This window comes from Rubinisphaera italica, from assembly GCF_007859715.1.
Taxonomy (GTDB): Bacteria; Planctomycetota; Planctomycetia; order Planctomycetales; family Planctomycetaceae; genus Rubinisphaera; species Rubinisphaera italica.
On sequence record NZ_SJPG01000001.1, the window covers coordinates 3,510,605 to 3,523,351 of the forward strand.

11 protein-coding genes are annotated in these 12,747 nt (G+C 47.6%); 5 read left to right on the forward strand and 6 right to left on the reverse strand.

Annotated elements, in window-relative coordinates:
- Positions 1-10: 10 nt before the first annotated feature.
- Positions 11-1,579, reverse strand: a complete 1,569-nt coding sequence (locus tag Pan54_RS13025) for a PP2C family protein-serine/threonine phosphatase (protein WP_146503891.1) — start codon at positions 1,577-1,579, stop codon at positions 11-13.
- A 210-nt stretch (positions 1,580-1,789) separates the two neighbouring features.
- On the opposite strand from Pan54_RS13025, the gene pdxA reads away from it, so the two are divergent.
- Positions 1,790-2,827 (forward strand): 4-hydroxythreonine-4-phosphate dehydrogenase PdxA, encoded by a 1,038-nt coding sequence (gene pdxA, locus Pan54_RS13030; protein WP_242631310.1) that lies wholly within the window; start codon positions 1,790-1,792, stop codon positions 2,825-2,827.
- A 59-nt stretch (positions 2,828-2,886) separates the two neighbouring features.
- On the opposite strand, the gene hemP is transcribed toward pdxA, so the two are convergent.
- Complete coding sequence (hemP, locus tag Pan54_RS26570) at positions 2,887-3,066, reverse strand: hemin uptake protein HemP (protein WP_146503892.1); 180 nt, start codon at positions 3,064-3,066, stop codon at positions 2,887-2,889.
- A 273-nt stretch (positions 3,067-3,339) separates the two neighbouring features.
- Here hemP and Pan54_RS13040 point away from each other — a divergent pair, with 273 nt between their 5' ends.
- From Pan54_RS13040 to Pan54_RS13055, 4 genes are all read left to right on the forward strand, one after another.
- Positions 3,340-4,257 carry a DUF1559 domain-containing protein gene (locus tag Pan54_RS13040; protein WP_146503893.1) on the forward strand — a complete coding sequence of 306 codons (918 nt, stop codon included), beginning with the start codon at positions 3,340-3,342 and terminating at the stop codon, positions 4,255-4,257.
- Positions 4,247-4,711: a hypothetical protein gene (locus Pan54_RS13045; protein WP_146503894.1), complete on the forward strand. Its 465-nt coding sequence runs from the start codon at positions 4,247-4,249 to the stop codon at positions 4,709-4,711. Before Pan54_RS13040 ends, Pan54_RS13045 begins: the two co-directional genes overlap by 11 nt.
- A gap of 135 nt (positions 4,712-4,846) precedes the next feature.
- Positions 4,847-6,496, forward strand: a complete 1,650-nt coding sequence (locus tag Pan54_RS13050) for a Kelch repeat-containing protein (protein ID WP_146503895.1) — start codon at positions 4,847-4,849, stop codon at positions 6,494-6,496.
- Positions 6,497-7,115: 619 nt separating this feature from the next.
- Positions 7,116-8,408 (forward strand): outer membrane protein assembly factor BamB family protein, encoded by a 1,293-nt coding sequence (locus Pan54_RS13055; protein WP_146503896.1) that lies wholly within the window; start codon positions 7,116-7,118, stop codon positions 8,406-8,408.
- A 4-nt stretch (positions 8,409-8,412) separates the two neighbouring features.
- Here Pan54_RS13055 and Pan54_RS13060 read toward each other — a convergent pair whose 3' ends face one another.
- The 4 genes from Pan54_RS13060 to Pan54_RS13075 form a co-directional block, all read right to left on the reverse strand.
- Positions 8,413-8,760 (reverse strand): hypothetical protein, encoded by a 348-nt coding sequence (locus tag Pan54_RS13060; RefSeq protein ID WP_146503897.1) that lies wholly within the window; start codon positions 8,758-8,760, stop codon positions 8,413-8,415.
- Between the two features lie 40 nt (positions 8,761-8,800).
- Complete coding sequence (locus Pan54_RS13065; RefSeq protein ID WP_146503898.1) at positions 8,801-10,168, reverse strand: MFS transporter; 1,368 nt, start codon at positions 10,166-10,168, stop codon at positions 8,801-8,803.
- A 172-nt stretch (positions 10,169-10,340) separates the two neighbouring features.
- On the reverse strand, positions 10,341-11,219 hold the full coding sequence (locus Pan54_RS13070; protein WP_242631311.1) for an ABC transporter permease: 879 nt from the start codon (positions 11,217-11,219) through the stop codon (positions 10,341-10,343).
- A 233-nt stretch (positions 11,220-11,452) separates the two neighbouring features.
- Positions 11,453-12,460 (reverse strand): ABC transporter ATP-binding protein, encoded by a 1,008-nt coding sequence (locus Pan54_RS13075; protein ID WP_146503899.1) that lies wholly within the window; start codon positions 12,458-12,460, stop codon positions 11,453-11,455.
- Positions 12,461-12,747 lie beyond the last annotated feature (287 nt).

Here is a 12,747-nt window from a genome sequence, read left to right on the forward strand (position 1 = left end):
CTCACCCCGTTCAAAATTTCAGCACGAGCACGGAAGCATCATCGTTTTCGGAATCTCCCATTTGGTGAGATTTCACCCCCGACCAGATCCCCTGAAAAATACTCTTTGCTGAATGATTCAGTCGTGGCTGAGCAGCGGCTACAATGCCATCCTGACGGAACTGGCGGTGCTCCCGATTGAGTGCCTCGCTGATCCCATCCGTATAAAACACCAATGCTTCACCAGCCTCATAATTGATTTCCGACTCGGAATAATAGGCATCACCATCTACACCCATTATCAGACCATTTGATGCCAGATATTCGACTTTTTCTGTTTGAATATGAATGGGTTGTGGGTGACCGGCATTGCAATATCGAAAAGTGCGTGTCGTCAAATCGACGAGGCCACAAACGAAGGTCATGAATTGATGAGCTCCTGTGAGATCATCCAGCATCTGATTCAAACGTCCTACAAATTCAGCAGGTTGAAATTTCTCGATCGATTCTGCTCGAATCTGGTACAGCATGGCATAAATGGCTCCACGCACTGCGGTCATCACCATCGCAGCTGGCAAACTATTCCCAGACGCATCCCCCATGGCGACAAAAAACTGACTTTCACTCATCGGGAAAATCTCACACAAATCCCCACCAACGTCATATCGACTCATACAACAGCCATGAGCATCAACAGAACCCGTCCGATCTGAAAACAGGATTTGACGGGCTGGTTGAGTTAAAGCTGCTAATTTTAATTCCGTCCTCATTCGACGATGATCAGTATTTTGTTGATCACGCAAACGCTCTTCAAGATCTGCTCCCAATTGAGCCGCAATGGATTGCACGACATGCAATTCCCGATCGTACACCTCCCGATTTCGCCGATCAAACACCCAAACGGTACCGATCACTCCCGTGGTAAAGCGAACCGAAACGCAAATGCCTGTCATAACATCAGTTGGTAACCAGACACGCCCTTGGGTGTGATTTCCTCGACAAACCCCATAACCTTCGAGCATCGCCAGTCGGTCAATGTTTGAATCCGCCAGTTTTCGCTCGGGAAAGGGTAACGGATTTAATGACTGATGCACATAAGACTTCAATCGCAGTTCCTGACCAGATTCATTCAACATCAAAAAGGCGGCACCGCGATAATTCGTCAACTTGAGTATCGACTCCAGGCTAGCATCAATCGAACGATTCACAGCCAGTGGGGCATCGGCGTTTTGGTCTGCAGCTTTTTTTGTCGAATACTTCCTGACGTCCTTAGAACTGATTCGAGAATCATCTGGGGCCGACAGCACACGTGGAGATTCCGCCAGATGCACCAGGTGATCTGCAAAGTGGCACAACTTGAGTACACTTTGATCCGCAGTTTGAGCAGAATCAATACGGATTCGCATCACACCTTCCCGCCCTGGCTCCAAATGCACTTCCCGTTGCCAGATGACTTCGGAACCATCCCAAAGTTGTCTCGAACATTCAGTAGACTCAGATGTGATTGGATAATACTCCAACCGCATACGATCACCTGACATGCGCTGACAAGCATTTCGCAACCAATTTTCCGTCACATTTTCCTGGCCCGATGACGACATTTCTCTTCATTCAATAAATATTATTCCTGTAGAACGGTATTCATTTCATCGTCATGTTCAGCCTTTTACGCCGCTTTGACTCGATGACATTGCTTGTTTTTTTCAGAACTGCACGACAGCAATATCCGACAGTTCGATAATCGGTATAATCGATAGAACGTGGTCAAACACTAAACCTCTCACAACAGATGCAGCTTAAAGATCCATAACATGAGCACTCCTCTGAATCATCATCCTCGACTCGCAGTCACCATGGGAGACCCTGCGGGAGTAGGGCCGGAATTATGCTTGCAATTGTTAAATCTCAAGCAAGTCACATCCATTTGCCAGCCATTGATTTATGGGGATGCTTCCATTCTCAAGCGAGTTTCTGCACAACTCTCAAAGTCACCAGCAGATGCGTTTTCGATAACTGTCCCAGTGATTTCATGGGATCAGTTTCAGCAGAATCCAATGGAGTTCTCCCAACCCGCAATCATCGACATGGGTTGCGAAAACCTGCAGAGCCTGTCGCCTGGCGAAGTTTCAGCTCCCGCCGGGCAAGCCGCTTTTTGCTATCTTAATCGAGCAATCCATACTTGTCTGAATAAGTGGACGGATGCCTTGGTGACGGCTCCCCTCCATAAAGAAGCTTTGCATCAGGCGGGATATCCTTACCCTGGCCATACAGAAATTCTGGCCGAGAAAACGGGAGCAGATCCAATTGTCATGATGCTGACCAGCCCGGAAATCACCTGCAGTCTCGTGACGACACATGTCGGCCTGAGCGAAGTTTCATCCCTGCTGAGCACTGAGCGGATCTGTGAAACGATTCAACTGACACATGCTGCGATGAAACAGATTCGTGGCCGCACTCCGCAACTAACCATCTGTGGGTTAAATCCGCATGCGGGAGAACACGGCTTGTTTGGCCTGCAGGAAGAAGAGAGAATCATTCAGCCTGCGATTGAATGGGCCAGAGAGCAAGGCATTCTGATTGAAGGCCCCTTTCCCCCTGATACGGCTTTCATGAAACGCCGTCGGGAAGTGACCGACGCCTACATTTGCATGTATCACGACCAAGGCTTGATCCCCCTGAAAGCCCTCGCTTTTGATGACGCTGTCAATGTCACGCTCGGACTTCCCATCGTTCGCACATCCGTCGATCACGGCACCGCATTCGACATCGCCTGGCAAGGCAAAGCCAATGTCAACAGCCTCAACCAAGCGGTTGAACTTGCGATAAAACTAATAGGCGTGAGGCGTTAGGCGTTCATTTACCTTCCCTAAAAAATCGGTTTTCCGCTCTCCCCCTTCCGCTTTTGCGACTACTTATTCAATATTAGCTTTCCATTTCGGGTTAATCGCAACCGGTACAACTGACCTTCATGCTCAAGGAGAACTTCGCGTTTTCCCCGTGACAATTCAGAAAAAGAAATGCGATCATTTTCGGTAGAAGACGCATTATTCTGAGGGGATTTTGGAGAAAGATCATTGTCATTCGACATGGTAGGAATCCGTTATTCAGGGGGGATCGTACTGGAACGACCTGGCTGGCAAAAAATAACAGAAATTTTGGCTGCAGGGGCTTGCTGAGTCGTTGAACGACCGCTACTATATTGAGACTGAGTCTCAATTTCAACTCATCTCCCGAAGTTTTGACTCTCCAGCCAGCCACTTGAAAAAGAGCCAGCCAACTTTTGAAGGATTCTCCGATGTCGGAAATCACTCTCGGTTAATTTGCCGAAAGAAAGCTGAACTCTTTTTCATGGAGGCATCCTATGCGCCACGTTTCCCACCCCCTTCGTCGAGCATTCACTTTAATTGAATTGCTTGTCGTCATCGCGATCATCGCTATTTTGGTCGCATTACTGTTGCCAGCCGTCCAGCAAGCCCGAGAAGCAGCCCGGCGAACAAGCTGCAAAAACAATCTGAAACAGATCGGATTGGCGATCCACAATTATCATGACATTTACACAGCATTTCCGAACGCGAATGCCAACAGTGAATTAAGCGGCGGCAGCCTTTTCACATCAATTCTGCCCCTGGTTGATCAAGGGAACATCTTCGATCATTACGATTTCAACCTCACTAATTCCGATCCGTACAATGTCGTTGTAACCAGCCAAACGATTTCTTCTTACATGTGCCCTTCTGCCCCCATCCGGCGCCAGGTCCCCAGTTGCGATTCTGATTCTGGACGAGCCGCAGGTACCTATGCCGTCAATATTGGAAGTCGAGATTACAATCAATACTGGCCCTATTACGGCTTGCCTGCTCCCTCTCTGGATGGACCAATTGTTTACACGGGTTCTCAGGATGGTTCGACGCGATTTCGTGATATGACTGATGGCACGACAACAACCCTGCTCATCGGAGAAACCGCTTTCAATCTTCCCGACTATAAATTTTCATCCGGAAGCTGCATGGGGGAATCCCGCTATTCTTACACTTACTGGTCAGTCCCTTACCCCGGTTCCACAGCCTGCACGACGGAATTCGGCTTCAATCCTCATGATGTCAAAGACGACGGCATCTTCGATGACAACTGGACTCGCACATTCCGCAGTGAACACAAAGGGGGCGTGCAATTCACAATGGTCGATGGTTCGGTTCACTTCATTGCCGAAAACATTTCTGCTGAAGTGCTTGATGCATTAGCGACCAGAAATGGCGGGGAGGTCATTGGTGAATTTTAAACCGAGGCTCAACCACAATAAGCAGTTGTTACTCGCTATGTTTTCTGCGTTTTCAATCGGCTGCTCTTCCCAAACCGATCCTTTTATCGAAACTCGACAGGAAGTCGCTGGCTTCGTCACTCTCGATGGAGAACCTCTCAAAGAAGGGCTGATTCGTTTCGTGCCCGTGGAAGGAACTCCCGGCCCTAAAACATCAGTCAAAATCGAAAATGGAACTTATCTCATCGAAAGTCGATATGGACCAGTTGCAGGAACTCATCGGGTCGAAGTCGAGTCTACAGATGATGGTGGCTTTGCCCGCGATGACGAAACGGCTCTCAAGCATCTCAAGGAAAATAACATTAATAAAATTGATGTGATCCTTGTACCTGAGAAATATGGAGCCAATAGTCCATTGAAGGCTATCGTCAAAGAAAACGAAACCAACGAATTCGAATTTCAACTTCAGAGATAATGCCAATTCGTAGCGACGTCTCCCGAAACTGAAAATTCATATGTTCTCACAAGAACGACCTTCTATAATCAAATAACAGACCTTATGGAGTAATTGACACTCCACAAAGGATTTCCACACCAAAGGAAACATTCTATGATTAAAAAACTTCTTCCACTCAGCCTCATGACACTAACTCTGTTCAGCCACATGTCAAATTCCGTACAGGCTCACTTTCCCTGGCTGGATGTCTCCGAACGCCAGACTGCCGATCAGAAACTTGTCTGCTATTTTTCAGAATCGCCGACCGACGATGATCCCACACTCCTGAAATATGTTGCCGATGCGAAAGTGTATCGCCTGCAACGCAAGGGGGATCCCATTCTGCTGGAACGGAATGATATCGAAAAAGAAATGTCTTTTGCGATTGAACCTGATCAGGCCGAATCCATTTTCATCCTGGACCATCAACTCGGTGTGATGAATCGGGGTGAGAGTAGTTTTCTCGTCAAATACTACAGCGAAACGGGTCCTTCATTGAAATCCTGGGCCTGGAAGCAAGCGGAGTCCATGGACAAAACTCTGGATTTCACAGTCATTCCCTCTCTCGATGAAAATAAATTAACTGTCATTGTCAAACATCAGGGAGAACCTGCTGTCGGAGCTGAAGTCACTTTCGTGCACGACCTTGTCGAACTCGACAGGCAGGAAACCGATAAGAATGGAACTGCAACTGTCGATATCAGCAAGCAAAGTATTCATGCCGTTCGTGTGAAATTTGTTGAAAAGCAATCGGGAAGCCTCGACGAGAAATCTTATGACGAAATTCGTCATTATTCCACACTCACCTTCCCAGCTGCCAGTTACGAGACTCTGCAAGTCAGCACCCCTTATCCGGAAATTCCTGAAACGGTCACCAGTTTCGGAGCCGCGATTTCGGGCGATGTTCTTTACATCTATGGCGGCCATACCGGCGGCGCTCATGAATACTCGAATGAAGGTCAGGCAAACACATTGTGGGCATTGGACCTGAATACGAAAAGTGAATGGAAAGCTCTGGCAAAAGGCCCACGTCTGCAGGGACTGGCGATGGTCGCTCACGATGGCAAGCTGTATCGCATAGGTGGCTTCACGGCCGAGAACGCAGAGGGTGAAGATCAGGACTTGTGGTCACAGGATTCCTTCTCGATGTTCGACCCAAGAACTGAAAAATGGACCGACCTTCCTGCTCTGCCCGAGCCACGATCTTCCTTTGATGCCGCTGTTCTCGATGGCAAAATCTATGTGATGGGAGGGTGGTCCATGCAAGGCGATGCCGAAAGCACCTGGCACGATACCGCCTGGACTTTCGACCTGAATGATCAAGCAGCTGTGTGGACGAAACTTCCAACGCCACCATTTAGAAAACGTGCCCTTTCGGTTGCCGCCTATCAGGGAAAAATTTATGCCATCGGAGGGATGTCCTCTGAAGGCAAGCCGACAACCGAAGTATCCATTTATGATCCGAAAACTTCGAGCTGGTCCGCAGGGCCACAATTGATTGGTCATTCCATGACCGGTTTCGGAACCTCTTCATTTGCGGCTGATGGGCAGTTGTTTGTTTCCACTTACGATGGCACTTTGCAAACCCTCTCGAAAGACGGTTCTCAATGGAACAACTTGGGCAACTTCGAAAATGCCCGCTTCTTCCACCGCATGGTACCTAAGAACGAAAACAAACTTTTACTCGTTGGTGGCTCCAGTATGTCCGTTGGCAAGTTTGAAGAAATCGACGAACTTGATTTGAACACACTGTCAAAAAACTAGTGCCATCGTGAGCATTTGAGAATCAAATATGTTCGGGGCATACGATGACAATCGAGCCTTGAGCATTTTTATTAATCTGTTATTGAATTCAATAAAATCCAGAACTCCCACAAACGCAACTTTATTTTAGCCACAGGGAGTACAGAGTTCACAGAGTTCACAGAGATTTTTGAGAGTGTTTGCACTCGGAATATGGTCGCTGATTCCAGACTGTCATATGATTCAGTTATTTTTCTCTGTGCTCTCTGAGGCTATTATTAATAATAACTGAAGTTTGCATAACCTCAGTTACAAGCACGAAGCGCAAGCGAGTGAGTCTATTGCAAGATCAATTTGAAAACCGGAGAAATAAGAACTCCTAACAAAACTGAAATTTAGTTTTTGCACCACAGAGGCACAGAGGACACGGAGAAGTCTTGATATCCAAGTCTTATGAAGAGTTCGATTACTTGAGCATGACAGACCTTTCCGAAATTTTCTCTGTGTCCTCTGTGCCTCTGTGGTTTTAATCTTTCTCAAAATCTGTTGAGTCATTTTCGAAGTTTGGTTTCAAACTGAAGTTTTGCAATACTCCAGTATTAAATCTATTCAATACAAACACTGAAAACTGGAAACCAAGATGAATCGTCTTTTCAATTGTGTTGTCATAATTGGCATGTTGACTCTCCCCTGCTCCGCAACAGCTGCTGAGAATTGGACTGGGTTTCAGGATCATCAGCAGGTTAAACTCGATCAATCCTGGAACTGGTCGCTGCCCCCAAAAACAACCTGGAAGATTCAACTGGATGGTTATGGCCAATCGAGCCCAGTCACATTAGGCAACCAGATCTTTATCACCAGCGTCCAAGGGGAAAACAAAGACAATTGTCTGATCACTGCTTACTCTTTGAATGATGGCAAACAGCTCTGGCAGCAATCGCTGGTAAATCCTTCACCCGTCGAAGCGACATCATATGTGAGCAAGGCGGCTCCATCTCCTGTGGTCGATGGAAATCAAATTGTCACATTCTTTGAAGGAGGTTTACTCGCCTGCTTTTCGCTCGATGGAAAATTAAACTGGCAGAAAAATCTCATCGAAGATTTAGGACCAATCGATTCCCGTCATGGTCTCTCATCATCACTGGAACAAAACGCGGCCAATGTCTTTATCTGGGTCGAACGTCAGACTGATCCCTATGTGCTGTGTCTGGATAAGAAATCAGGTGAAGTCCTCTGGAAAGCTCCCGGTTTAGGCGTGACCAGCTGGGCCAGTCCACGAATCATGACTGCCGAGGGACGTGATCAACTCCTGTTGAGTGGCATCGGTAAGATTGTTGCATTGGATCCGGAGACGGGTTCTCAAATCTGGGAATTTACAGAGATCACTGGAAACTCGACACCGACACCTTTTCCACTTGCTGACGGCCGCTTTTTAATGGGAGCGACGACTGGACAGGGAGATGGCAACGAAGGTCGGGCGGCTGAATCGAATGGCGTGATCGCAATCTCCAAAACAGTTGAAGGAACATGGTCCGCAAATTATGCATGGAAAGCCAAAAAAGCGACCAGTTCGTTCGGGACTCCCGTTGCCAACCAGGAAATGACATTTTTCGTCAATAGAACGGGCATCCTATTTGGTCTCGATCTCAAGTCCGGCGAAGAACGACTGGCTGAGCGAACTTCGGGCAGCGTCTGGGCGACGCCGCTCTTAACCGAGAACCACCTGCTCCTGTTTGGTAAGTCAGGAACACTCGATATTTTTCGGCTCGGCGAAAAGCCAGAACTGGTTCAAACTGTCGAGCTGTTTACTAAAGAAGCTGACGCCACGAATCCATTCGCAGGTCCAACTTTATATGCCGCAATTGTCGCGCAGGATCACATTCTGATTCGGACTGGGACAGAAATGACTTGTCTGGAATCGGCCAACGAATAAATTCTCATCGCGATTTGAGTTTCCGCGATTTCAGTATGTTTCGCGGCGAGTCAGATTCAGGTTGGAATGCATGAGTATTTCCAGCAGGATCATCAGGATCATTCAGTCGAACCTGACCACATTCAGGACATTGCCAGATGGTTTGTCGGGCTGAAAGTAGTAGCCGCCGCAAATTCATGCAGGCGGCTTCTTTTTCGCGTGCTGATGGTCCCGATTTCTCAATCGCATTATCGATATGTCCCCAAAACTCATCCAGATCCTGATCAGCAATCCAATGAGCAACATAGGAACGATTATCGGTAGAATTCAGAAATCTGAATCCGCAGCCACATGTCATCTCGACTGAACCCATTGATCTTTTCCAACAAAACCCAATCGACGATTGATCAGGCTCAGGCACAGCCACTCTTGCACGTTTCTGGAACCGGTCCAGTCGCAAGAGATTCTGTTTCGACGTCTGCTGCCGAATCACACTTATTCTTATGTGATTTTCCCTGATGCAACATTTCCGGATCGGTTGTGCGAGCGGTCATCCAGGCATACAGGACAGTCGTAGCCAAAGCAGCTCCAGCTGTTGTCAGGAACATGGGACGAAAACCGAACTGATCGATAATTGCGCCTAACAATGGTGCAAAGACAACACCCCCAATATCGATAAAGCACAGAACGAGCGTTGTTCCGGTTCCACGGTATTGTCTCGGAAAGTGTTCCGTCCCCAACGAGACCACACATGGAAACAGTAATGCGTGAGCGAACCCACTACAGATCGCTGGCAAAATAAACTGCCACTCGGCTGTCACAAAACAGAGTCCCGTATATCCAATCACATGTCCGATCATACCCAGGACGATCATTCGATGCCGACCATAAACTTTACTGGTATGACGGGTGAGCAAGCGAACGATAAACGCACTGACGGCGTACGCAGTGAAGTAAGTGCCTACTCCCTTCAAACCTAAAGTCGTAGCGTATCGCGCAATAAAGACTGTCGAACAGGCAAAAGCCATCCCAATCATGATTCCAACAATAACAACCCATCCAGGCCAGTATCGTTTCAGCAACGGCCACGCAGCGGGGCTGTCTCTCTGAAGTTCCATTCGTTCATGCCGGGTGATCATCGCAACAATCACCAGATAGACCCCCGCCATTACTGAAGAAGTTCCCAGCAAAACACTGTGCCTCAAAAGGCTATCAGGTGTGAATTGTAAAACAACGTCTCCCAATTGTGAGCCGAGGATCATCCCCAGAAACCCACTGGAGCCGAGTGTTGCAATCATTTCCGTACGACGTTCCGGCGGAACTTGATTTTGAATATGTGTCATCGAACAGGCGAACATCCCCCCCAGACCGAAGGCGAAAAGCGTCCGTCCGCCATACATCAGAAAGCCGAGTGATGGCAGGAAAACCATGACCAGCATGCCTGTCAGATACAATAGTGAACAGGCAATCCATAACGGACGGACTCCATATCGATCGATCCATTGCCCGAGAAACAGCCGTCCGACCAGTGCGCCTATGGATCCAACACTCACAATTGTCCCGGCAACCTGATCGCTTCCGCCGAGCATGTTAATCATATCGGCAAATCGAAAGGTGAGTGCATTGGCCGAAACGAGAATCAGATTGGCGATGTATGCCCACCAGAATATGGAATTGTAGATTGAAGCGATCTGCGGGGATTCTACCTGCGAAATGGTGACTCCCTCCAACGTACCCACGCCTGAAGTCGTGGCGTACTGGTCGGGAATAGAAGAACTCATAGCTGGTTCAATTCAGGAAGGAAATTAAGTTTGTAGACCATATTCTACGGAGATCAGGCTGACTGACAACCTGTCTTTTCGAGCATTGCAGGATTTCTGCATCAGCTCGAAACGCATCAAAACATAAAGACATTTCAGCGTGTCCGGTTGGACTCGCATAATAACCTGATGCTCAACCCCCGTAAGCTCCGTAGCGTTTCAATCCTCGCTTCAACATAACTCGATTGGCAAGTAACAATGCAAGGACCCACACACACTCGACACCAATTTCAAACCAAAGGTTCTGTTCTGGAATCTTCTCCAGGAAAATTGCGGCGGGGAAATATGCCAGATATTTGAAAGGCAGATACTCAATCGCATGAAATATTGGTCCAGGCAGCCAGTCGAGGGGGATCATGTGGCCGGAGAGAAAATAATTGAACATCATATAAATGAACAGCAGCGAGCTGACTTCCAGAAACCAGAAACCAATCAGCCCGATCAAGGCTTCCAGTAAGAAGCCAACCAGAAATCCCAACAGGAGAGATAACACAAAAGCCAGCCAGACTTCGGCAGATGGCGTCGTCGGAAAATAACTGCTGCAAAAATAAAAGACGACCGCAAAGGGAATTGTCGCAATCAAATAATAAACGAGCTTATGAGCCATCCGATGCCAGAACAGATATCCCAGTAAATCGATCGGCTGGATCACATATTTTTTAATACTGCCATCACGAATATCGTTTCCGATCCCACTTGCTAACCCTGGCATACTCGAAAACGCACGTGCGACCATCGCCAGCAGATAGTAGGCCACCATATCTTCATAACTGTATCCGTTGAGCGATTCGATCTGCTTAGATGTTCCGATGGAATAAACTTTGTGCCAGAGAAATATCTGAGTGACAATCGGCAGAAAGCGAATGAACGTTGAAAAGAAAAAGTCACCCCGATAAACGAGCCGCTCGGCAACACAGGTTTTGAAAATAATCCAGCTGATATAAACCGACGAGAACACCGCTTCACAACTGGCTACCAGTGCTGATTTCCGAGTTGTATTTTGCTGACTCAATTTCAATCTCTCTGGCTAAAATTACTTTGGAACAACGGATGGGCTTAATGGTTTGCGGTGTCTCTCGATAGCTCGAAAGGTATTAAAATTTAATTCATCAGGATTGCGGGGCGTTCTGTAAGAGAGGAAGTCTTTGAAGCAAATCGTATCTACTATTTCTATCTGTGAAAATCCGTGTCCATCCGTGGTTCAAATTTCACCAACACACTCAACCTCGATTTCTCCCAACTAAATCAGACAACGGCCTCTTCCGTTTCCGGCTTTCGGTGACTGTCGAAGAGTTCTGCGAAGACGTCTTCCAGAGGGCGATCGTGAACTGTGATATCGTGGATGTCATACCGATCCAGTAAAGTGGCCAGGATATGGGAGACCTGTTCGCGTTCGACTTTCAGTTTTGCGACACCCAGGTCAACACTGAGCAATTCCCCGAACCGCTCCAGGTCCTCTGGAATTTCCCCATCAGAAAACTGCAGGGCGATTACTTTGTGCAGGCTGAAACGATCGACCATATCGCTGAGGGAACCATCGTGGCGAATTTCTCCTTCATCGATAATGATGACCCGTTTGCAGAGCGCTTCGACATCTTTCATATAATGCGAAGTCAGTACGACCGTGATCCGCTCTTCCTGCTGATAATATTTCAAGAATTCCTGCACACGTTTCTGACTGACAACATCCAGTCCGATCGTCGGCTCATCCAGAAACAGAACGCGAGGATTGTGCAGCAAGGAGGCGATCAATTCCATCCGCATCCGTTCGCCGAGCGAAAGTTCGCGAACCGGTTGCCCGATTAAACGCTTCACCTCCAGGAGAGATGTCAGTTCGTCCAGTCTGCGGTTAAACACATCTGCCGGGACTTTATAAATGGCCTGATGCAGTCGAAAGGATTCCTGAGCAGGCAGGTCCCACCAAAGTTGATTTTTCTGCCCCATCACCAGCGAAAAATTACGTCGATAAGCATTCTCCCGCTTCCAGGGAACATGCCCGAGGACAGTTGCGGTGCCCGAAGACGGAAAAATCAGACCAGAAAGAAGTTTGAGAGTGGTCGTTTTGCCGGCTCCGTTTGGTCCAAGAAAACCGACAATTTCCCCTTCCTGAATCTGAAAACTGATTGATTTAACCGCATCGACAGTTGAATATTCTCGCTTGAATAAATGCGATACCGATGCCCACAGACCTTCGTGTTTGCGATAAACACGATACTGCTTGCCAAGTTGGGAGACATCAATAATTGCAGACATAAATTGAGCGATCGTTCGGTGATTCTTTTTCTATAGTGTAGATGCTAATTTCGCGATCGCCAGTCAAGTGCATCTGAGAATTCACGATCGAATTCAATTCCATAATCACTGTTGTGTAATATTATGGCCACGAAGGCACGAAGAGAGGTTCTACCTGTAGCCCAACATACTTCTTCCACCACGAGCAAATTATCTCTCTCATTTTGGCGTGTTAGCGATTTATTACCAACTGAACAAAAAAAGGCAGGTCTCAAGACCTGCCTTTTCTGGAATGACTTCACAGCCAA

Bases quoted from the DNA above. Each gene is read 5' to 3' on its own strand.
- Pan54_RS13025 (WP_146503891.1), bottom strand. From the start codon at position 1,579: ATGTCGTCATCGGGCCAGGAAAATGTGACGGAAAATTGGTTGCGAAAT.
- pdxA (WP_242631310.1), top strand. From the start codon at position 1,790: ATGAGCACTCCTCTGAATCATCATCCTCGACTCGCAGTCACCATGGGA.
- hemP (WP_146503892.1), bottom strand. From the start codon at position 3,066: ATGTCGAATGACAATGATCTTTCTCCAAAATCCCCTCAGAATAATGCG.
- Pan54_RS13040 (WP_146503893.1), top strand. From the start codon at position 3,340: ATGCGCCACGTTTCCCACCCCCTTCGTCGAGCATTCACTTTAATTGAA.
- Pan54_RS13050 (WP_146503895.1), top strand. From the start codon at position 4,847: ATGATTAAAAAACTTCTTCCACTCAGCCTCATGACACTAACTCTGTTC.
- Pan54_RS13055 (WP_146503896.1), top strand. From the start codon at position 7,116: ATGAATCGTCTTTTCAATTGTGTTGTCATAATTGGCATGTTGACTCTC.
- Pan54_RS13060 (WP_146503897.1), bottom strand. From the start codon at position 8,760: ATGGGTTCAGTCGAGATGACATGTGGCTGCGGATTCAGATTTCTGAAT.
- Pan54_RS13065 (WP_146503898.1), bottom strand. From the start codon at position 10,168: ATGAGTTCTTCTATTCCCGACCAGTACGCCACGACTTCAGGCGTGGGT.
- Pan54_RS13075 (WP_146503899.1), bottom strand. From the start codon at position 12,460: ATGTCTGCAATTATTGATGTCTCCCAACTTGGCAAGCAGTATCGTGTT.